This window comes from Desulfitobacterium dichloroeliminans LMG P-21439 (assembly GCF_000243135.2).
Lineage (GTDB): Bacteria > Bacillota > Desulfitobacteriia > Desulfitobacteriales > Desulfitobacteriaceae > Desulfitobacterium > Desulfitobacterium dichloroeliminans.
Genome location: NC_019903.1, coordinates 385,775 through 407,253, shown reverse-complemented (window position 1 = coordinate 407,253; position 21,479 = coordinate 385,775). Strand labels below are relative to the sequence as shown.

Genomic DNA, 21,479 nt, shown 5'->3' with positions numbered 1-21,479 from the left:
TATATCTCAACGGTATCTTACGGCCCAAAATCTTTATCTTATGGGGCTACAAGGAAATATTTCCTCTATGTAATGGGCTGAATTATAGTCCTATAGAGAACCGTAATCCCTTTTCAGCGTTTAGCATCTTTTCTCCATCAATCATCTTTTCACCTTTTATCATTATCTTTCCACCGTGCATTCCCATACCGCCCGGTAAAAAAGTCCCTTGCCGTAAGGCTTCCTCTTGTACCTCTAATTGAGCTGCTGCAGCATCTACCCAGGTCTTAATCTGTTCTTCGGTCAGCTTACCCTCACTTCTCATGGCTTCTTCTTGAGCATTAAGCCGGGTTTGAGCGTTTTCCACCCATGTGGCAATCTGTTCCTCAGTTAGAGGTTCACCCTCGTTGAATTTTATGTTTTCACGGTCCATCATTCCCAATCTCGGTCCCATTCCCATGCCAAATCCTTCGACTTGACCGTTGTCCAGTGCTTCCTCTGATCGTTGCTGACGTTCTTCCATGAACTCCTTCATTTTATCCCCTTGTTCTTGGGTAAGTAGCCCAGCTTCAACTTCTTTGTCCACGATTTGCTGATGAATACTGAACATCTCTTGAGTCAGGGCCTTGATCTCTGCGAGCTTCGTGGAATCTACTGCTTCAGCACCCCAGGCCACAGCGGCACCCCCCAGCAACATGGCTGCACTAAGCACTCCGACGACAATTTTTTTCTTCATGAATAAAAACCTCCCGTTCCATTTTTGAGCCACTTAACTCATGAGGCTCTACTCATAAGATAACCGCCGCAGCTGAAAATAAGCTGAGTGCTTACTTAAGGTTAACTTAAAGTGTGTTTCTAGGGCGTTCTTTCACAAAACTTTACTAGTTTTTAATAAGACTAGTTTTTTAATAAGTAGCTCTTTAAGTTCTACCCTTAGTTCACCTTACCGTACTGAGGGGCATAAAGGACCTTGCCCGCTTGATCGGTAATGATAACCTCATCCATCCACATCCATTCATCTTCATGCGCAGGCTCCGCATTTTCATCTAAGGCAAATTTATCAAGGATTTTCTTGTGGTTGAGGCCTAGAGTATCTGTTGCTATAACGGACATGGTCAAGGTTTCCCCAGCGGAAAGAATCCATTGCTTATCAATCTCAGTCCATTGGCCTCCTGTATTTAATGGTTCTTCAGAAACAACTTTTCCGTCAACATCGATGATAAGGCGTGCTTTCTCGATAGTATTGTTTCGTACTGGCTTTACGTCGAGGCTCAAATTTCCTTCGAAATTATATTCACCCGATAATTGATTGGGTTGCTTACTGTATATCTTCGTCTCACCTCTCCGCTCAAATCGAGCATAAACATCAGGCAATACATTCCCCCGTAGGTTTTCAGCAATCTCCATCTTTTCTGTTCTCTCAATACCACTGTCTACCAATACGACCTTAGCTTCTATAGGCTCAAATAAATCTGCTCCTAGCGTGCCGGTAAAGGTTGTTCCGTTTTTGCTCATGTCCACACTCTCATCTGACATATAGAGGGTGACGTGGGTATCTGCCTTGGTTTCCTTTGGTGTAATTTTGAAGGTTATAGGAACGGTTAGCTTGTCGCGATCAAGCTTCCCCAATGAATAGTCATAGCTATCGAGAATGCTTGATTGGCGTTTAAGCATGGAATCAATATTTGTGTAGATAGTGCTCATCTCTCTTGACTGGTTCATTTCTATAGAGGCAAGCTGATTCTGGGTATTCCTCAAATCATTCTGCAAATCTCCTAGGCGAGAAAGCGACATGGCCTGTAAAACAATGAGGAGGATAATTAACATTGGCACAAGATTCTTTTTCATATTGACCCCCTAGTTACATCTTTTTTCTCATCTACTTTTAGTTCTATATGTAGAGGATTATTCCTCCAACCTCCCTTTACTAAAACAAGTCGTGCAATAATTGTCCTGTTATAGTAGAATTAAAAAATCTACAACGGTCAATCAATACTATGCTGGGAGGTACACACAATGAAACTAGACAGTGAGACTTTTATGATTTTTGATGGGGCTATGGGCACCATGCTGCAAAAATACGGCCTTAACCCTGGCCAACCCCCTGAGGTATTTAATATCACGAGGCCGGAAGTTATTGAAAGGATTCATAGTGAGTACATCCAAGCAGGTAGCCAGGTCATTACCACCAACACCTTTGGTGCGCTGGAAAGCAAATTAAAACCGACCGGATATTCCGTAGAGGAAGTCATCCAGTCGGCTGTAGCCATTGCCCGCAAGGCGGCTGGAAACCATTTGGTTGCTCTTGATATAGGGCCAACCGGCGAGCTCCTAGAACCAATCGGCGATGTAACCTTCGAAGAGGCTTATGATGTATTTGCACGTCAAGTCAAGGCTGCCGCCTCAACCGGCGAAGTCGATCTTGTCTTAATCGAAACCTTCTTCGATTTAGAAGAAGCAAAAGCGGCGATCCAAGCGGTTAAAGATCATTCTTCCCTACCGGTTATCTGTACTTTCACCTTCCAAAAGCAAGGAAAAACCATGATGGGACACGACGTCAAGACTGTTGCCACTACCTTAGAGTCGTATGGCGCTGATGCGATTGGCATCAATTGCTCTGTAGGTCCCAGTGAAATGCTCCCTTTCATTGAAACCCTAGTCTCCTCCACCCAACTACCGATTTTGGTTCAGCCCAACGCCGGCCTGCCGAAGATAATTGACGGCCAAACCGTCTATGATATTGAACCTCAGGAATTTGCCCAGTTCATCAAAGCCATGGCCGACCTCGGGGTAAAATGGTTCGGTGGGTGCTGCGGAACAACTCCTGAGTTTATACGAGCCATCCGCGAAGTATTATAGTTTCTCAACTACTGCTAAAGGCGCGAAATCATCAAGTGTACAGACCTCTTTAAAGTAGGTTAGCAGAATAAACATATCCCGCGGCTCTTCAAACTCATCTACATTCTCGATCTTGATTTGTTTCTCAGCCAAGAACGTCTTTAGATCCAGATCCTTATCATTTTCTTTCTTGATCAGAGCATGATAGTCATTCACTAGCTTCTGCAGTTTTGCCTGATTATCGTCATTGACTTCGATCTCTGGGAAACGATAATTTGTAGAGTTCTCACCAAAATAAACCATAAATTCAAGGGTTGATGCCGCAGCCGCTACCGCTTCTTCTTCAGGTTTTAACATAATATATTTCTTCATAAAATCTCCTCCAATTATTAGCTGTTCCCCTAGACTCTGAGCAAGCCACGGAAGCCCCTAACACCATAGTAGGATTCCGCTCCGTTGTGGTACACAAAGACCGTGTCGTAGCGACGATCACCGAAGATAGCTCCACCAAGCTTCCTAATATGAGCAGGTGTGCTTAGCCAACTTGATGTTTTCGTGTCAAACTTACCAAGTTCCTGCAGCTCCCTGTATTTTTCTTCTGTTAAAAGCTCAATGCCCATGTCTGCAGCCATATCAACAGCACTAGTCTGTGGTTTATGTTCTTTTCTTGACTCCAAGGCTTCACGATCATAACAAACACTTCTGCGCCCTTTAGGACTTTCTGCAGAACAATCACAAAAAATGTATTCACTCGTCTTTTCATCGTAACCGACCACATCCGGCTCACCGCCGGTTTTTTCCATTTCATTGAGTGACCACAGGTTACCAGCATTTCCTTCCAGTTTCGTTTGGACTTTTGCCCACTCAAGACTTGGATGGAGATTCATGTTCTTCGCAAAACGGACTTTTAGGATACCGATTAGTTCTTCTTGTTGTTCTGGTGATAACTCCCTTTTCATGTTTGTCATATGAAACCTCCTGGTACCATTATTTCTTATTCTTGTGGGTCTTCATCTTTGCCGTATAAAAATTTCAAATAGCGTTTGCGGGAGGTACGTGTAGGGGGTATAATTTCCTCATAGAAATATAGAGGAGGAAGTAGTTTATGAAAGTTGGATTAATTCGCTGTCTGCAAACCGAGGATATGTGCCCTGCTACGACCTGTCTAAAGGTTATGAAAGAAAAAAAGTTTACCTTTGCCGAAGTAGAAGAGGATATCGAGGTCGTTGGGGTAAATACCTGTGGTGGCTGTCCTGGAAAAAAAGCAGTTACGCGAGCCGCAGAAATGGTTAAACGAGGTGCTGACACTATTGCCATCGCATCCTGTATTACTAAAGGAAGTCCTATTGGTTTTCCCTGCCCTCATGCTGACCAAATGAAGCAAGCAATTGTCAGAAAAGTAGGCGACACCATAAAAATAATCGATTACACCCATTAATTCATATTGTTAGTTTCTAGTATGTTTCATCCAATAACAGCTTAAGCATTTTCTGAGGTTTATTTAAAAAGGTGCGCATTATCTGATAATGCTCTGTTTCTTCATAGCTCACTTGGTCAATCTTATCTGTAATTTCATAGAGTACTGCGTCTGGATAGGCCATGATTATTGGGGAGTGGGTAGCAATTATAAATTGAGACCCCTCCTTTACTAATTCATGCATCCTCGTGAGCATCGACATTTGCCGAGATGGGGACAGCGCAGATTCGGGTTCATCCAGAATATATATCCCTTCACCACTGAACCTATTAAGAAATACAGCAAAGAAGGATTCTCCGTGTGATTGTTTATGTAAAGAAAGACCGCCATAGGAATCGATGATGCGCGGTCCAAAAGCTATCTCCGTATCCAAATCGTCAATATTGGAAGCTAAATTATAGAAACTTTCTGCTCGGAAGAAAAACCCGGTCCGAGGCTTGCGTACACCTTTAACTACCTTCACATAGTTAGCTAAGTCAGAATGAGTAGCTCGAGAAGAAAAATTAAAGTTTTTCGTTCCCCCCTCAGCGTTGAAACCACAGGCAACAGCTATGGCTTCCAAAACTGTCGACTTCCCAGAACCATTTTCACCCACAAGGAATGTCACTTTTGGATGGAGCGATAACGTATCTAAATCTCTTAGAACCGGCAAATTAAAGGGATACTGAGAGAACGAAGGAACCTTATCTCTATCTAATTCAATTGATCGAATATAGCGGCCTAGTTCTTTTGATTGCATCACTTATCATCTCCCTTATACAATCCGGTCGTCAGCCACAACCCCGATAATATGGGGATCATTACGTCGGCACAGATCTATCTATTGGGTACAAACCTATTTTTGGGAGAGTCCAAATGAAAACTTCACGGCACCTTTTGCACATACATCAACGCACTGACCACATAATATACATTCCGAGTTCTCCATAGAACCCTGTTCTACCATGGTTGAAACCGGAAGGCTCATGGGACATTTTCTCTCACACAACTTGCAGCTTGTGCATTTGTCTTGAATCGGACGGAGCTTCAGGGATGGGATGGGTAGAACTGATTTAATCTTTGAGCCTATGACCATAAAAGGAGCCATCCAGCAGACATAGTGGCAAAAAGCTCGTCTACCGGCAGTCAGCGCCAATACTACAATAAGCCCCACAAAAAAGTAGTAGACGATATAGCCATACTTGTCTGAGACTGAAATCCCATCTTGGATCTGATAGAAGAAGTCGATAGAACTTAATCCGCCTGCCAGTATTGCCAAAACGATAATGGCTAGGATCCACGGCACCCAAATAAAATACTTGATCCAGTTTAGCTTTCCCCCAGCACACTTTTTATCTACCGCCAGTGTGCAACCTTCTTGGAGGCCTCCGGCCGGACATACCCAACCGCAAAAGCCTCTCCCCAAAAACAGTGAACTAATAAACATTAATCCAAACACGATAAAGCTGCCGACAACCACCCCTTGGCTGGCACCTTGAATGATCAGAGCCGGTGAAAAGTAGTAAATTGTAATCGGGAAGAGGAGAAACGAGATAAGCAATAAAATGCTTCTGATTTTCTGCCTTTTCATCCAACTAATCCTCCTTCTAGAATCCGCATATGGATGAGGCTACCCGAAGGTAAAACACTACATCTTTATTAGAGTCATCCCAGATTGTGATCATTGACCCTGTTTCTGATCAAGTTTCCTCCACCCTGTTTCCGGAAGGAACAGGGCTCCTAGAGCTGATAGCAACGGAATGAATGTAAAAATCAGCATGGAAGTACATTCACCTAAACTTGCCGGAATTGCACTATATGCAACTGGAAAAGCAAAAACGACAAGATTACTAATTCCGATAATAACAGCCATGGCTCCACCGACAAACTCCGCAGTTGCTCCTTCTAATTCCATCGGTATTGTAATCATCACAGAAAACCATGAAGCCATTCCAAAACCAAAAACGCCCACACTAAGATAAAGAAGTGGACCGAAGGGTAAAACAATGCAGCCTATTCCCCCAAGCACCATGAGGAGATGCATCGGCCAAGTAAACGGCTTGCGTAAACCAATAGCACTTGACACAATTCCGCAGGCAATACTTCCGAAGGCTCCGATTAATGGCATGAATCCGGTTATGGAGCTGGCCGTCGCTATATCAAGACCTTTGACTTGTTGAAAAAACGAAGGCAAAAAGGTCATGAATCCTTGAAATGTCCATACTGCCCCGCAGTGTGCAGCAAATAAAAGCCAAACCTCCTTTTTCTTCAGGGCTAGGCTGAGTCCCATCTGTTTATTTACTGAAGACTGTTTCTTTACTTTAGTCTGTTTTCTTATTACTGATAACTCACTCTTACAATGCAATAACACCATCCAGACAACGGCAAGAACCAAGGCGCATGCCCCATAAAATGATAACACAACGCGCCAGCTACCAAAAAAGACGAATAAAGGTATCGTGATCATGAAGGCAATGGCCATACTTAAATAGCCCATAGCCGTATAAAGCGAGTTGACAAACTGATGTTCCTTCGGGGGGAACCATTGATAGATTAATACAGATGCCGCAGGAGTTCCTATGCCCAAGCCTGCTCCGATGGCGATACGCGTAATCATCAAAAACAGATAGTCCCGGACAAATAATCCTCCGACCCCTCCCAACCCGGCCAAAACCGCCGATAAAATCATGGCCTTAGTCGCACCGAACCTGTCAATGATAAAACTGCCGGCGAACATAAAAAACGCCAGCATCAAGGATATTATCGACATGAGGGAACCGGCTGAAGAATAGTCAATCGTTAATTCCGTCTTAATTGTGGTCAATAGCGGTGAAGGTCCCAGCCAATTAAATGTGCTGGCCAGCTGTAATAAAATAAGCAGAATCAGTATTCCCCAGCGATACTTGGAGAAACCACTTTTAGACATAGATAATGCCATATAGCTCCTTCCCGTCTCGTTCTGTTGAACAGCTCGTGTGCCCTATGAATTCTATGACATACTTCTTCAAATAGTTGCTTATTTCCTTTAAATCCTCCGCCTAAAATCCCTGCCCTTCTAACCACTCAGCAAGCCTTTTCTCACGCAATACTTGCTTCCCGTCATCAATCTCGTATTGGCCAAGGTTTAGTTCATCATTTATACTTCCATCCATCAGGAAGATTACTCTACTCGCCCGGGCAGCCACCTTGGCATCGTGGGTCACGATGATTACGGTTGTCCCTTCCCCATTGACCCCATTGATACTATCCATGACTTCCTTGGTGGTACTGCTGTTCAGGGAGCCGGTCGGTTCATCCCCAAACAGAATGTCGGGTTGATTGATCAAGGCCCGACAGATAGCGGCCCTTTGCAACTGCCCTCCAGAGACCTTTTTAATATCATGACTCCCCACCCCGGCAATCCCCGTCTTGCTCATAAGCTTCTCGGCCTTTTGATTGACCTGTTCCCGAGGAAGCTTACCCGACTTAAATCCCGGCAGGATAATATTATCCCGAATTGATAAATTTTTGAGTAGATAGGAGTGCTGAAAGATAAATCCCATCCGGTTGAGTCTTACTTCACTGATTCTTTTATCATCCAGCCGGGCAATATCTTGACCACTAAAAACCACCTGACCGGAAGAAGGCCGATCCATACCACTGATACAATATAGTAAAGTAGATTTTCCCGAACCCGACTGCCCCATGATGGCCAAGAATTCTCCTCTCTCAACATTTAGATTGATATCGTTCAGCACTTGGGTCTCCCCAAAATGTTTTGATAAATTCTTAACCTCTAAGATGGATAGGGGTTCATTGTTCATTAGCACTTTCACAATAACACCACTTCTTTCCCTTTGATTTACATGGATTACTCAGATATGCTCATATATGCTTTGAATATGCTTTTAAGAGGTAAGTGTGAAATGGGGCCTGACCCCAGTTCGCACTTTTACTCATTAATGTACTTCACGATGGTGTATTTGCGGATAGAACCCAGAACTATCCAGGTCACCAGCAGGATGAGTGCCAACAATCCCCATGGACACAAGATATATTCGATGATTGGGTTGTTCATCAGTTCTACTTGCTTAATCCCCAATCCAGCTAGGCTCAAGGCAGCGTTCACAATCTTCTCTCCTAGGATATCCGTGAAGAGAATCCCTGCCAGAATACCGATTAGAGAAACGGCTCCAATCTTTATCAGGTATTGCACACGGATATCCCGTTCAGAAAATCCAAGGGCTTTTAAAATTGCGATTGCCGATCCATCCTTGGCCAAGCGTAGTTTCAAAAACAACACGATAATGAGCATAGCCAAACAAGCGCCCATCAGGACCGTGGCCAAAACAATCGTCCTCAACTGTCTTGAGACACCACCCAAGGTCTGGTCGATAAATTCCTCCATGGGATCCACTGTTACCCCAGTTCCTAAGATTCCCGACCATTCCTGAGCCTTGGCCTCGACTTGCTCAGGGTCCTGAAGATGAACGGAAAATGTATATTTCTCAGCCGGAACTCCCAAGAAGTCAAAATGGGACTTGGCTGTAAAACCGCCGCTGGTCACATCCTGATAAACTCCGGAGATCACGAATTCCTGCTGTTTGTCGATAAAGGACAGCACCATGGTCTCCCCGGCATCTTTTCCGATTTTACTGGCATTGAGATAGGAGATTGCAATCTCCTTTTCCCCCTCAGGGGCCCGTCCCTGTAGATACTTCAGTTCATTTCCTGAGTTGTCACCTCTGTCGATATGCAGATTCATAAGCTCCCCATCAGCATCTGTAGTCTGGACACGCACTCGACCATATTCATAATAATTCTTCACCGTAGCATCATTGACCAAAACCTGTTTGACACGAGCATAATTGCTTTCCAGCTTTTCACCATTTTCTACTTCGATCAAGATATCCTCTAAGGAGCTACCCATATAGGTTATAAACTCAGGAGCCTCAAAGGTATTCAAGAGATTTACAGGAACCATCATCATCATAAATGCTATCATCACGACGGCAAAGACAATGACCCACTGTTTAAAATGGTAGAATACCTCGCGAAGGCTCAGCTGCCAGTTAATTGGCAGTCTCTTGGCCCGATGCAGTCCGTCCTTGCTACCGCCTTGCTCGTTTTCAAATCCTTTTCCCCTCACCAGTGCATCAACAACAGTTACCTTTTTGATTTTCTTCAACACCCTGGCACAATAAACGTTGATAAGCAGGAAAACAAGCCCGCCCACAACAAGGGCTAAGAGGATTGTGAAAAGCGAAAGCCTTACATTCCCAAAGGTTGTACTGATATGCTTAGTAAATATTCCGCTCAGAACGAAGGCTAGAATCGTTCCGGCACTTACCCCGACCACAGCTAAGGCACGGTACTTATGTAGATAAAGGTCCCGAATATTGCTGAAGGATAACCCGATGGCTTTCATGGTGCCAATCTCACCGATATCTTCCTCCAAAGCCGCCATGATGGTATATCTAACGCAGATAAAGGCCACTAAGATTAAGAGGAGGCTGACCAGTAGCAAGACAAAAACCGTCACGATATCCGTCAAAGCACTCAGCATAAAGATTATGGTATAGGTTACAGCCTGCCCATTCTGCGGCAGACCGGCATTCTCATAGGCAGTCTGGAAATTGGCAGCCTCTTTCGTATCGCTAAAATACCCTTCGATCAGGTATTCATTCTCGCCAATCTGACCTTCCAGCCCAGCAAAATCTTCATCGTTTAACAAAATTCTTGTGGAGGAGGTCATGGTTGAATTCATCTGCGCATCCAAAACAAACTCGGCAATGACAAATTTTTGCGTGATATTATTACTGGATAAAATGACCTGATCCCCGATTTCCATGCCGTACATTCCTTTTAAAAGAATCGGCATCCCCACTTCACCTTTAGCCAGGCTGACCTTCTCATGCTCAGCATTCAGAAGCAAATCCTTGGCCTCATTTTGCTTGACCAGACCAATATCGAGACGGCAGTCGGCCAGATCGTAAGTACCCTCGCGACCCACGATCGTCAGGCTTTCACCGTATACATTCACCATGGTGACAACCTGCCCATCCGTGAGGCCTTCGTATCCTGACATAAATTCCGTAATTTCTTCCTGCTGGATCTCTCCCTTGTGCATCTGCAAAAAATGAGGCGGTTGGGCCGTTGCATAGAGCTCCGAAATCGCTGTAAAGGTTTGTACCGCCATCACCACAGATAACACCGCCAGACAGGCCGAAAACATCATGAACAAAAGCAAGGTAAGATTGATAATTTTGTTTCTTAAAAAATCGTTTTTAATGATGAGCCAGTTCATAGGTACTCCTCTCCATCCCTTGGATGCTCTTACGCGAGCCAAATATAAAGGCAAAAGCAAACATGACTATTCCTGTAATTATGAGCATAAGGCCAATGCCCCGTCCTTCTCCTGTACCAATGAGCTGTCCGATACTCCCGGCAAGCAGTCCCTCATCCATCAAGAGCGGGCCAAACACATAATCCGCCAGTACCCCACAGACCGCATAGGCCACCACATAACCCGTCTGAGTAAGTACACTGATCATTCCCCAAGCCCTGCCCTGTACATCATTAGGTATCCTCTTACGGATCAGCACATCGGCAGAAGTATTCACAAAAGGCAATGCTGTAAAGAACAGCATGCAGTACACCACCAGTAACCAGCTATTCGTTGTTGTCCCAGTCATGGCCATAAAGATACCCGCAACCATCAGTGAAATCATCAGAATTCTAGCATAATTGCCCCGTATATTTAAAACACCAATGAGCACACTCCCGATGAGCATGCCGACTGCACTCACTGACTCCATAATCCCCAGGGTCTTCGCATCTGTAAAAGCCAGAATCATGGGCACCATGAGCGTCTGAATAAACGCGACAAAGAAACACATGAAAAACATCAACACCACTAAACTGCTTACCCCTGCGTCGCGAGTAATGCTCTTCATCCCTTCTGCGAACTCCCGGAAGAAATTAAAGTTATTCGTAGAGGGCTTCATTACTTGAATCCTCTTCCGAACGAACCCTACAGCCACGACGGTAATCAGAATCGTCGCCATATCAATCAATAAAATGGCGCTGATGTCTGAAACCGAGAGGATAACCCCTGCTATAAAAGGTGATAGCAAATACTTAGAAGCTCCCGCCATCTGCACCAAGCCGCTTGCTTTTGCGTAGTCCTCTTCGGAAAGAAGATCTGTAACCGTAGCCTTATAAGCCGGTTCAAGCAAAGCTAAGAAAATGGAGCTGATGGTTACACCAATAAATACTGGCCGAACTCCCCCATGGCCCGTCTGGATGCTAATCAGAATTGAAAGCAGGCCTAAGGCAGAGAATGAATCACCAAGAATCATCATCAACCTTCTATCATAACGATCAGCAAGAATACCGCCCAGCGGACTCAGCAGAATCGTCGGCAGATAGGCCAAGAGTGCTGCCACCGACACCCAAGTAGCACTCCCTGTCAACTGGTACACATAAATCGCCACCGCAAACGCCGTCATCCCACTGCCAATGCTGGAGATTAGTTGACCGATCCATAAGATCATAAACTGTTTCAACTTGCTCCCCCCTAATTAAATCATCCCCAGTTTTGGAGATACATTTGAGTAAAGTAATCTTCAGGGACATTCAACATCCTCTCCAGCATGGCAATTAAGGCCACCATCATCTTCCCCTGAGCATCGGCATCGTCCGTGGGAAAAATCCCTTCATCCGTTAAAGTTAATGTGCTTACTAGGAAAATCTGCATGTACTCTAAAGGATATCTGCAGCTCCAAACCTTCTTTTCAATACCCTCTTCAATAATCTCGACCAGAACGGGAGCGATGACTGTAACCATCTCATGCAAGGACTTCTGATGCAATAAGGCATTTTCCCCTTTGTGCAATTCATCTAATAGTTCACCGTTGACCTGATCCTCGACTCGCATGGCCAAGAACGTGTGCATCAGTTTTTCTTCCGGACTGAACTCACTTTTCTCAAGGATACCTTGAGCCCTGCTGACCAGAACCTCCGTGACTCGTTCTACTATCGCATCCAACACGTCCTCCTTGGACTTGAAGTAGTAATAGAAAGTACCTTTGGCAATGCCGACTTCATTCAAGATGTCATTAACAGTACTCTTGTCATAGCCTTTTGCATGAAAGAGCCTCTCCGCCGCATCCAGAATCTCACTTCGTCTTTCATCATACTCTTTTATAACTCTCATATCGTTCACTCCAATTATATATCGACCGACCGTCGGTCTATAAGTAAGAATAGTATATCTTTTCCTTGCTGTCAACCCTGCTTGGCAATTTAGCGACTAATATTTTTGGGATAATCCTTTACGTTGATTACCCTGTGCAAATTGGAGCTGAATTCTAATTAATCCTATTGACTACATTCATAACATAGGTTACTATTAACCTATGTTATGAATGTAAAGGAGTGTCGTTATGTCAATTTCATTTGCAATACTTGGCATCCTCAGTTGGAAGCCATCTACCGGCTATGAGTTGAAGAAGGTGTTTCAGGAATCTTCCTTTATGTATTGGTCCGGCAATAATAATCAAATCTATAAAGCCTTGCTTCAGATGCAGAATGAGGGATTGGTTAACCCCGAAGTTATCCATCAGGATAGTGCACCCTCTAAAAAATTATACCGGATAACAAAAGAAGGATTGGATGAATTAAAAAAATGGGTACTGTCATCCCCAGAAGCTCCTGAATTTAAAAAGACGTTTCTGATCCAACTAGCCTGGTCGGACGTTTTGAACAATCAGGAATTGAATGAACAGCTCTCAAGATATGAAGATACCGTAAGAGTACAGTTACTCTTAGAACAGGAAAAAAGCAGACGGTCCCTTAACTCACCCAACAGAAATGACCGGGAAACCTTTTTATGGGATATGCTATATCAGAATTTAATATCCTCATATCAAGCAGAATTAGACTGGATCAACCAAGTCAGACAAAAACTATTTGAGAATGAAGTATAGAGGTGAAAGAAGAATGGACTATCAAATTATTAGCAGTAATGATAAAAAATATTTAGAAATAATCTCTAGCACCACTCCCATGCGTTCAGAAAGCGATGCCTTAGAGCTGGTGTCTCTATGCGGTGAAAATGATACCGATCTGGTTATGATCCACTACGCCGCTTTGTCCGAAGACTTCTTCGAGCTAAAAACAAAAGTTGCCGGTGATATTCTCCAGAAACTGATGAATTACCGCATCAAAGCAGTTGCCGTTATCCCTGATGAAATCATCCAAAAAGGAAGATTTCGTGAGTTAGCTCTCGAAATGAACAAAGGACCTCATTTCCGAATGGTTGCCAGTAGAGAAGAAGCAGAAGCATGGCTTTTACAATGAAAAAATATATGCCATTCGAAGGGCTAATCTTGCTCCCCCAAATTCGTCACCAGGGGTCTGTTGACAAACGCGGTAAATAATGGCTATTAAGAACAATTAGCAAAGTTAACCGAGAGATTTTTCTGCAGACCCAACATCATCAGCCCAATACGCGGATATATGTAACGCAGCGTACAGCCATTAGGGCAGATGCAGCAGTCATTCAGAGCATCCTAGCGGAAATCCTCAATGGCAAATAAAACTTGGCACTGGTGCGAAATTTGGCTTACACCCAGTCGATCATCCCTATTATGCGATGCCGAGCGCCTTCAAATTTAGAGGTCTCCATCTGCGGCCCCTTAAGATTAATAAACTCTATAATGTTCCTCAAGTTTGTCCAGACTAGTGAAATATTCTCCTTCATCTAAAAATCCATCTTGCTTTAATCCATCTAGCATTTTCTTATATTTCTGATACAGCTCGTGGTTTTCATTTTTATCAGCTTTCTTCTTGCGTATCTCGATTACTTCTTCAAGTTGAGAATTACTCAATACCTCTATGTCTCTCAACTTAATCAATCCTGATTCATCTTCTTTCGTAAATAATCGCTCATCAGCTTTATTTATTTTTGATCCTTTATATACTCGTTCTAACGTATAAAGACCGGGGCTTAAAACTCCTACTAAACCAAACAAATACGCATAGATTTCTGCCCCACCAATGATTCCTCCAATGTTCAAACCTATGAACCCCATTATTAGCGAGAGCACTATTAAAACCATATTTATCCCCCTTAAATCTTAAAAGGTACCTGTTTACAGCAATTCAATAGACATTTTTTGCAAATAGTCAATCATTCGCTGATTCTTAGTAGGCATAACTACTATCTGTAAAATAGGGAATTTTTCTCAACTTAAGCAAGGACGTAATTGTCGTTTCATCAGATATTATTTCATCAATAAATGAATCTATATGAATTAGCATTTTTATTAAGGGTTTTCATCTCTTTTTCTATCAAAGGGAGTGGGTTTCTTTGACAGCATAATTCAGTCATCCTTTACCTTTAATTCTTTCTGGTGAACATTTCCCCTAACGTCCAGCGGTTCCCGAAGCCTCTTACTGCATTCATATATTCTAAGTTTCGGGAACGGCGTGTTGTACTCCGTGCTCCAGAGAATTACAATTGATTCCATGCACATCCGACAATAACCTTCTATATTCTGTAAAATGGACATAATATTTATTGAAACTAACTCGTTAGGGATGGTATGATATGGATAAGAAGTATCATGGTGAGGAGATGGATAAAATGCCAATACCTCAAAAAAAAGAGGACACAACCTTTACTGAATTTATAAGCAAAAATAAAGATGTTATTGATAAGATTGCGAGATCTAATACCAGAATTAATAAATCCGGTCTCACAGTAATCCCAAAAGATGATACTTGGCTTGACGAGACAGAGTGGGATGAGATGTACAACAATCTAAAGAAGAAATGATCATTAATAATGGTGATGTCTGGTTTGCAAAGTTTCCTCTTGAAGAAGATACTTCTCAGTTCCTCCCTAGACCAGTAATAATTCTAAACATTGAGCGTCTTGAAGTTTTAGTAATAAAGGTAACAAAAACCCAGCCTCGCGAAAATGATAAATATGATATTCCAATAAATTATTGGCAATATACTAACTTAAGATTCAAATCTACCGCTAGAGTATCAAAAGCTATAATATTGAACCCCTCACAGCTTGACTTTAAGATTGGAACACTTCATCCTATTGATTATGCAAATATTCAAGAAGCATTCATACGATTCATTACTCAGAATAACTGACGCATAGGGCTCCGAATGGATGCCCTTTTTTATTTTAATGACCCTAATACGTACTACCTCAATAACATACCCTCCAAAACGCATTGTAACTCTACTTCGACACTCTCCTCCCGAATCCTACCTTAAAGTGCAAATTATCCCATTCAAGGCAATCCATATCCCTGAATCTACACTTGCTCTCCCCAAAAAATAAGCTTTGCCTAAATCATCTTAGGCAAAGCTTATTGTGTATCACGAATGAAGTTGCTGTTCTAGTCTTCGGAAGCCTACATACATGGCAATCCGCCATGGAAAAATCATGCTCAAGGCTAAGATGAAAAAGATTCCGCTCATCTGAGCAGGCTCGATGAGGATCACATCCGGCAAGACCATCTTCCCGACCATGCGGATCACCATTAAGCCGAACAACACCACTAAAAACAACTTTGAACGCTGGAGATAGATTCGATTGTCCCGCACCTCGAACTTAGAGGTTTTAATCAAGAGTATCGAAAAAAGCATCCCCATCGCCACGGCACAGATCAACTCGGCCTGGGTAGGACGGAACATGGGCAGGATAAACATACTCGTTCCTGTCGCCATGAACAGGGGAGGCAAAATAAGCTTCTTGGCTTCCACAGGTTTGCTCATGCTTTTGGCCCGGATCAGATTGGCCATAACAACCATCATCACGGATGCCAAGATAGGACCTGTCATTAAAATCCCTTTTGTCACCATAACATCAATCTCTAATCCCTTTCTGCCAAAAGCCTAGTTTTCTAGACAATTCTTTAACCTCTAACCTCTAACCTCTCCACTTCACCTATTTAAAACCTTCAGCCTTATATGACCCTCACTCTTAGAATGCCTTTGGTTGATTGCAAGGGAATCTAATTACCTTGTCTTAGATATCCTTCTTCGAGAACTTCCAGGTGGCGAGGGCCACAAAGGTCAGCATATAGAGAGCGATATAGATAAACATCCAGGGGCTGGCCGGTTGACCGCTACCGGAAAGGCTGGCGGCGGACATGGCACTTCCCGCCAGTTCCGAATTAGGGACCATGACTCTCTCCATGGTGGTATAGATGGTTTGAAAGGGAGAGATTAGGCTGATGAAAATCCCTGTACTGATGATGGAATCGCTATTCAAATAGCCACCTATCATCTCGACCATGCCGCCCACATTCCCTAAGATGTAGATGAAGATGACCGCGATACCATTAGCCACTGCCTTTAAGGATACCGAGCCGTAGACCGTGAGGCAGAGCAGGGCCACCGGTAGCAAAAGATAGAGCAACCAGCCTTTGAGAATCTGCCCAAAGGTCAGGCTTAGAATCGTGTCAAGACCATAGAAGGAGCCAATCACCAGGATCAAGGTGAAAAGCACTGTCGCATAAAGGCTAGCTAAGATGACTAAGCCGAAAAGCTTACCCAGAATGTATTCATAGCGCTGAATCGGGCGGGCCAGAATGCCATGAATTAGCCCGGACTCCAGCTCGGAAGCGATGGCACCGGAGCCCAACATAATGGTGAGCAAAGCGATTAGCATCGAGGAGAATTGAAAACCCATCCGCGTGACCATCTGCAGGGCAAAGGGTCGGAATTGCTCTTGCCCCATCCCATGGGTCACTGGAGAATTAGGAAAATAATTGAGCATGATTGTCCAGAATACCAAGTAAAGAAGAGAGACAATCCCCATCACAATGAAGGTCTTTTTACGAATGGCTTCTTGGAGTGTTGTAACAATAATCGCAGTGATGGCTTATTCCTCCTCTCCCACAAGCTGCAAAAACACTGATTCGAGGGTTTCATGGCGGGGAGTCAGTTCATAAAGAGTTGCCCCTTGGGCTATAAGACGGTTGGCGAGGACCGGAATTTCTCCGTAGTCTCGGAGAACGACGAGGAAGGTATCCTCACCTATGCGTTCCACAGATTGCTTCCCCTCACCCATTAAGGTCTCTTCACTTACACCCTTGGCCCGCAGGGTCAGGGAGATTTCACCCCTGAGCAGTTCTTCCATGGAAGAGGATTTCACGACCTTGCCCTTATGAATAAAGGTCACACTGTCGCAGACTGCTTCCACTTCACTGAGTAGATGGCTATTGAGGAACACGGTGGTTCCTTCATTTTTGAGGGAAAATATGATGTCCCGCACCTCTTTGCGTCCGATGGGATCAAGAGCCGAAGTCGGTTCGTCAAGAAAAATCAGCTGGGGATCGGGGAGCAAGGCACAGGCTAAGCCAATGCGCTGTTGCATCCCTTTGCTGTAGGAACCTACCTTATACTTCTCCTGTCCTTCCAAACCCACGAGCTGCAAAACCCTGGAGATTTTCTCGTTTTTGTTCTTAAGGCGGCTTAACTGAGCATGGAAGTTCAGAAGGTCTAAGCCCGTCATCCAGTCCTGGTATCGAAAGAGTTCGGGAAGATAGCCGAGCTTTTCGCGGGCTGTCACATCTCCTAGGGGTTTTCCTAAGACGGTGCCCCCTCCGGAGGTGGGAAAAATAAGGCCCAGGAGCATTTTGATACAGGTACTCTTCCCTGCCCCATTACGACCCAGAAAACCATATACCTGACCTGCTTCCACCTCCAGATTGATGTGGTCACAAGCGGTCTTATTACCATAGACCTTGGTCAATCCCTGTGTTTCGATGATCATTTAACGTACGCTCCTAGCGATTTTTGCCAGCTCAGTATCTGTCTTATTACCTGTTAAGGTATAGAGGTTGCCATCCTTAGTCCAAATCAGTAGGGAAGCGTTCTCATAATCTATAGTGGACATATCTTCCATAGCCTTTTTATGGGCCTCCAAAAAGGCCGTATATTGATCTTCACCGTGCTTAGCAATAAACTGAGCTTTAAACTCGGCTACTTTAGCTTCATCAACTTCTCCCTGAGCATGGTTTAGGTACTTGCTAGGGGCTTCCGTTCCGGTCTGGGTCATAGGCATATCTTGAGAAAAGCCCTCCATCATACCCTTTAAATCGGTTAAGGTATAGACATAGCCCTTTTGATTGCCTAAGTCCACTACACGACCAAAACCTTCGAAAACAGGCAGATAAATATGGTTGCTATCCGATTCAATCTCTGCTAATTGCTGACGCAGATGGGTGGGAAGAACCGGCAGATTCAGCATTACCTCTCGCAGCTCTGTCTTGGCTGCTTCCGGAGCATCCAGATGGGATTTTTGCGAAGCTGTAAAAAGAACATCCTCATACTTCACCAAAGCCGCCCCTGAAGACTTTAAGGTCATCTCGGCATTGTCTAAAGCAGGGGTCAGCTGTTTCGGACTCTTCAGGGTAGCCAGCATCGCGTTGATTCCCTGCACATTTAGAGTGAACTTGAACTCACTGGCCTCGAGGGCTGAGATTGCCGGAGTCTGTCCCTCCAACTCCTTAGGCAGGCGCAGTCTAAAGGCCTTGAAATCCTCCGCCTTCGCCAGCTCCACTACCTGATGCTGGGGTTGCGACACGACATTGATGGGAGATCTATGTTCAATCCCCTCTTCCTTGAACCCCTCGGGGTACTTTGCCTTGAGCTCCTCTTGGAGATGGGCCATGTTTTGCATGCCTTCTTGCAGATCAGCCAGAGTGATTTGAATGGTCTGCACATCATTAACGCGAAAAACTGACAAAACCTCCACGGCTAAGGTCTGGACTGGTTTTACAAAAGCAACCAGCGCTAGGGCGGATGCTATGGAAACTGTGATGAGAAGCTTTTTCTTCATGGATGGAATCCCTCCGTTTCTTAATGGGTCAAGTGTAGTATAGCTCCGGAATATGACCTGAATGTGTCCTGAACGCTTCCTGATTGAAATTTTATAGGCAATCATAGTATGCTTGTCTTTAGGGAAGCAAAGGGTATCACTATGCAGTGACGGTTAAGTACCGTAAAACAGCAAAAATTAACAATGACAATTAAGTAAGTTAAAATAGTATAGAGCCAAGACTATCTAAACCCTTTCGACATTCCAGCTGCCTTTGATTTCTATAGTGCCGACTCCGGCACTATATGGTAATACTATTTATGTTCGATCTAATCTTCATCTGGTCACACTGGGGTCACACTGAGGTCACATACGCCAGAGACACTAATATTTACAGTCAGTCATATGCCGCAACTAGTCTCAAACCACGAATACATTAAATACAAGTTCACACTTATACTTACCCCAATAAACTAGCATCTACAGAAATAGTTTTTACACGAATAAACAAGCATTCACATAGAGAAGTAACGTTTTCCCGTGATAAAGGGGGCAGATTATGTTTCACATACTGGTTGTTGAAGATAATGCCAACATTCGAAAGCTGATGGCCGCTCGTCTTGAGCAAGAAGGCTATGTCATCTATCAGGCGGATCATGGCCGAAAAGCTCTAGAAATTCTCGATATACAGCATATTGATTTAATCATCTGCGATATTATGATGCCGCAGATGGATGGTTATGAACTCACCCAAAGCCTGCGGGAGGCGGATTATACGGCTCCGATCCTTATGGTCACTGCCAAGGAGAGCTTTGAGGACAAAAAGAAAGGCTTCCAGTTGGGCTCAGATGATTATATGGTCAAGCCCATTAACCTGAACGAGCTGGTCCTCAGAGTCGCCGCCCTCCTCCGGCGGGCCCGCATCTCCACGGAACGTAAAATCACTATGGGAGATATTGTTCTTGATTACGACACCCTGACCGTCACCACCAAGGATACTGTTCATGAATTACCCAAGAAAGAGTTTTATCTTTTGTTCAAGCTCTTGAGTTATCCGAAGCAGATTTTTACCCGCCAGCATTTATTGGATGAGATCTGGGGGATGGATACGGATGTGGACGAGCGAACCGTGGACAGTCACATTAAAAAACTACGCAAGAAATTTGAATACCTAGAAGAATTCAAGATTATGACCATTCGGGGCTTAGGCTATAAGGCGGAGAAAAAAATATGAAAAGTTTTACAACGTCCATACGAGCGAAATTCACTCTCTTATTTATCAGTATTCTATGTTTATCCTGCCTCGTTTCCTTAACCTTTATGATTGTTGCAGCCTATCATTTTCATAGGTTAGGAACCATCAGCCACCAAGGAAGTATGGTCTTTCTTTTAACGGCGACAGTTGTTCTTTGTGTGGTTATCGGTTCGATACTGATGATTTTTGCTTCAAAACACTTTACGGGACCAATCAAGCTTATTAGCGACAGCACTAAGGTGGTTGCCAAAGGGAACTTTGATGTGGAAATCCAGTATAAGAGTGAAGATGAGATCGGAATCCTGGCAAAGAATTTCAACCTCATGACCCAAGAACTCCGGAGTATGGAGTATCTCCGCAAGGATTTTATTAGCAATGTCTCCCATGAATTCAAGACCCCCATCGTGTCCATTCAGGGCTTCGCCGAAATGATTAAAGACGAGAACCTCCCTCGGGATAAGTTCGAGGAATACACAGATATTATCATCCAAGAATCACGCAGATTGAATAACCTTTCCGCAAATATGCTGCGCTTGTCTAAGCTTGACTATCAGGTGATTCCAGATAAAAAAGTCATTTTTTCTCTGGACGAACAGATCCGCAAAACCCTCCTGCTCTTAGAGGAGCATTGGTCGGCTAAGTCTATCCACTTGGATATCGATTTGGCGAAGGTCAACTACGAAGGAGATGAGGATCTCATCCAGCAAATATGGATCAACCTCATCGGCAATGCCATTAAGTTCTCTCATCCTGAAGGGACCCTCACCATTACTCTGCAGAAATCCCCGGATTCTGTTAGGGTAGTGATCAAGGATGAAGGGATCGGCATGGCGCAGGAGATTCAACCTCATATCTTCGAGAAGTTCTACAAAAGCGACACCTCGCGCTCGGAGGTCGGCAACGGCCTAGGACTGGCAATCGTCAAACGGATTGTGGAGATCTGCCAAGGTACCCTTTCCTTTGCTAGTGAGGAGAGTTTGGGTACAAGCTTTCAGGTCACCCTACCTAAAGCAGCGAGTGTCTCGCCGCCGAAGTTAATATAACAAAGGGTGTGACTTCAGATTGCGGCGATCGTGATAGGATTAACAATATCTTTATGGTATGATTATAAAAAG

24 protein-coding genes are annotated in these 21,479 nt (G+C 44.0%); 8 read left to right on the top strand and 16 right to left on the bottom strand.

The features are described 5' to 3' along the window. Nucleotides 1-82 precede the first annotated feature (82 nt). Nucleotides 83-715, bottom strand: a complete 633-nt coding sequence (locus tag DESDI_RS01830; protein WP_015260932.1) for a DUF2680 domain-containing protein — start codon at nucleotides 713-715, stop codon at nucleotides 83-85. 197 nt (nucleotides 716-912) lie between these two features. Further along, entirely contained in the window at nucleotides 913-1,827 is a 915-nt protein-coding gene (locus tag DESDI_RS01825; protein WP_015260931.1) for a hypothetical protein, read from the bottom strand. 168 nt (nucleotides 1,828-1,995) lie between these two features. Here DESDI_RS01825 and DESDI_RS01820 point away from each other — a divergent pair, with 168 nt between their 5' ends. After that, nucleotides 1,996-2,838 carry a homocysteine S-methyltransferase family protein gene (locus DESDI_RS01820; RefSeq protein ID WP_015260930.1) on the top strand — a complete coding sequence of 281 codons (843 nt, stop codon included), beginning with the start codon at nucleotides 1,996-1,998 and terminating at the stop codon, nucleotides 2,836-2,838. Here DESDI_RS01820 and DESDI_RS01815 read toward each other — a convergent pair. Together DESDI_RS01815 and DESDI_RS01810 are read right to left on the bottom strand one after the other, a co-directional pair. Beyond that, complete coding sequence (locus tag DESDI_RS01815) at nucleotides 2,833-3,189, bottom strand: hypothetical protein (RefSeq protein WP_015260929.1); 357 nt, start codon at nucleotides 3,187-3,189, stop codon at nucleotides 2,833-2,835. The two genes, DESDI_RS01820 and DESDI_RS01815, sit on opposite strands and share 6 nt — an antisense overlap. 29 nt (nucleotides 3,190-3,218) lie before the next feature. Then, complete coding sequence (locus DESDI_RS01810; RefSeq protein ID WP_015260928.1) at nucleotides 3,219-3,785, bottom strand: DUF4256 domain-containing protein; 567 nt, start codon at nucleotides 3,783-3,785, stop codon at nucleotides 3,219-3,221. Between the two features lie 137 nt (nucleotides 3,786-3,922). Here DESDI_RS01810 and DESDI_RS01805 point away from each other — a divergent pair, with 137 nt between their 5' ends. Beyond that, on the top strand, nucleotides 3,923-4,255 hold the full coding sequence (locus tag DESDI_RS01805) for a CGGC domain-containing protein (RefSeq protein ID WP_015260927.1): 333 nt from the start codon (nucleotides 3,923-3,925) through the stop codon (nucleotides 4,253-4,255). Nucleotides 4,256-4,271: 16 nt separating this feature from the next. On the opposite strand, the gene DESDI_RS01800 is transcribed toward DESDI_RS01805, so the two are convergent. The 7 genes from DESDI_RS01800 to DESDI_RS01770 form a co-directional block, all read right to left on the bottom strand. Further along, complete coding sequence (locus DESDI_RS01800; protein WP_015260926.1) at nucleotides 4,272-5,033, bottom strand: AAA family ATPase; 762 nt, start codon at nucleotides 5,031-5,033, stop codon at nucleotides 4,272-4,274. Between the two features lie 96 nt (nucleotides 5,034-5,129). After that, nucleotides 5,130-5,864, bottom strand: a complete 735-nt coding sequence (locus DESDI_RS01795) for a 4Fe-4S binding protein (RefSeq protein WP_015260925.1) — start codon at nucleotides 5,862-5,864, stop codon at nucleotides 5,130-5,132. 90 nt (nucleotides 5,865-5,954) lie between these two features. Beyond that, complete coding sequence (locus DESDI_RS01790; protein ID WP_172635873.1) at nucleotides 5,955-7,199, bottom strand: MFS transporter; 1,245 nt, start codon at nucleotides 7,197-7,199, stop codon at nucleotides 5,955-5,957. Nucleotides 7,200-7,311: 112 nt separating this feature from the next. Further along, on the bottom strand, nucleotides 7,312-8,076 hold the full coding sequence (locus DESDI_RS01785) for an ABC transporter ATP-binding protein (protein ID WP_041219641.1): 765 nt from the start codon (nucleotides 8,074-8,076) through the stop codon (nucleotides 7,312-7,314). 128 nt (nucleotides 8,077-8,204) lie between these two features. After that, the gene (locus DESDI_RS01780) at nucleotides 8,205-10,559 is read right to left on the bottom strand and encodes an ABC transporter permease (RefSeq protein WP_015260922.1); all 2,355 of its coding nucleotides are present in this window, start codon (nucleotides 10,557-10,559) and stop codon (nucleotides 8,205-8,207) included. Continuing rightward, entirely contained in the window at nucleotides 10,540-11,820 is a 1,281-nt protein-coding gene (locus tag DESDI_RS01775) for an MFS transporter (RefSeq protein ID WP_015260921.1), read from the bottom strand. Before DESDI_RS01775 ends, DESDI_RS01780 begins: the two co-directional genes overlap by 20 nt. Before the next feature lie 20 nt (nucleotides 11,821-11,840). Next, the gene (locus tag DESDI_RS01770) at nucleotides 11,841-12,470 is read right to left on the bottom strand and encodes a TetR/AcrR family transcriptional regulator (RefSeq protein ID WP_015260920.1); all 630 of its coding nucleotides are present in this window, start codon (nucleotides 12,468-12,470) and stop codon (nucleotides 11,841-11,843) included. Nucleotides 12,471-12,699: 229 nt separating this feature from the next. On the opposite strand from DESDI_RS01770, the gene DESDI_RS18175 reads away from it, so the two are divergent. Beyond that, entirely contained in the window at nucleotides 12,700-13,242 is a 543-nt protein-coding gene (locus DESDI_RS18175) for a PadR family transcriptional regulator (RefSeq protein WP_015260919.1), read from the top strand. Nucleotides 13,243-13,255: 13 nt separating this feature from the next. Next, complete coding sequence (locus tag DESDI_RS18170) at nucleotides 13,256-13,615, top strand: DUF4180 domain-containing protein (RefSeq protein ID WP_015260918.1); 360 nt, start codon at nucleotides 13,256-13,258, stop codon at nucleotides 13,613-13,615. Between the two features lie 344 nt (nucleotides 13,616-13,959). Here the strand turns inward: DESDI_RS18170 and DESDI_RS01755 are convergent, their stop codons facing one another. After that, nucleotides 13,960-14,376 (bottom strand): hypothetical protein, encoded by a 417-nt coding sequence (locus DESDI_RS01755; protein ID WP_015260917.1) that lies wholly within the window; start codon nucleotides 14,374-14,376, stop codon nucleotides 13,960-13,962. A 491-nt stretch (nucleotides 14,377-14,867) separates the two neighbouring features. Between DESDI_RS01755 and DESDI_RS01750 the strand changes: the two genes are divergently transcribed. Both DESDI_RS01750 and DESDI_RS01745 read left to right on the top strand, forming a co-directional pair. Further along, a complete protein-coding gene (locus tag DESDI_RS01750) occupies nucleotides 14,868-15,095 on the top strand; it encodes a hypothetical protein (protein ID WP_015260916.1) in 228 nt (75 codons plus the stop codon). Continuing rightward, nucleotides 15,092-15,427, top strand: coding sequence for a type II toxin-antitoxin system PemK/MazF family toxin (locus DESDI_RS01745; protein ID WP_015260915.1), 336 nt, complete (start codon nucleotides 15,092-15,094; stop codon nucleotides 15,425-15,427). Before DESDI_RS01750 ends, DESDI_RS01745 begins: the two co-directional genes overlap by 4 nt. 231 nt (nucleotides 15,428-15,658) lie before the next feature. Here DESDI_RS01745 and DESDI_RS01740 read toward each other — a convergent pair whose 3' ends face one another. From DESDI_RS01740 to DESDI_RS01725, 4 genes are all read right to left on the bottom strand, one after another. Next, nucleotides 15,659-16,144: a cytochrome c biogenesis protein CcdC gene (locus DESDI_RS01740; RefSeq protein ID WP_015260914.1), complete on the bottom strand. Its 486-nt coding sequence runs from the start codon at nucleotides 16,142-16,144 to the stop codon at nucleotides 15,659-15,661. A gap of 166 nt (nucleotides 16,145-16,310) precedes the next feature. Then, a complete protein-coding gene (locus DESDI_RS01735) occupies nucleotides 16,311-17,153 on the bottom strand; it encodes an ABC transporter permease subunit (RefSeq protein ID WP_282432555.1) in 843 nt (280 codons plus the stop codon). A 15-nt stretch (nucleotides 17,154-17,168) separates the two neighbouring features. Next, nucleotides 17,169-18,062 (bottom strand): ABC transporter ATP-binding protein, encoded by an 894-nt coding sequence (locus DESDI_RS01730; protein WP_015260912.1) that lies wholly within the window; start codon nucleotides 18,060-18,062, stop codon nucleotides 17,169-17,171. After that, nucleotides 18,063-19,130: a hypothetical protein gene (locus DESDI_RS01725; protein WP_015260911.1), complete on the bottom strand. Its 1,068-nt coding sequence runs from the start codon at nucleotides 19,128-19,130 to the stop codon at nucleotides 18,063-18,065. It abuts the gene before it with no gap. A 538-nt stretch (nucleotides 19,131-19,668) separates the two neighbouring features. Here DESDI_RS01725 and DESDI_RS01720 point away from each other — a divergent pair. Together DESDI_RS01720 and DESDI_RS01715 are read left to right on the top strand one after the other, a co-directional pair. Beyond that, a complete protein-coding gene (locus tag DESDI_RS01720; RefSeq protein WP_015260910.1) occupies nucleotides 19,669-20,343 on the top strand; it encodes a response regulator transcription factor in 675 nt (224 codons plus the stop codon). Then, entirely contained in the window at nucleotides 20,340-21,407 is a 1,068-nt protein-coding gene (locus tag DESDI_RS01715; RefSeq protein WP_015260909.1) for a HAMP domain-containing sensor histidine kinase, read from the top strand. The genes DESDI_RS01720 and DESDI_RS01715 overlap by 4 nt, the downstream gene beginning before the upstream one ends. Nucleotides 21,408-21,479: the final 72 nt, after the last annotated feature.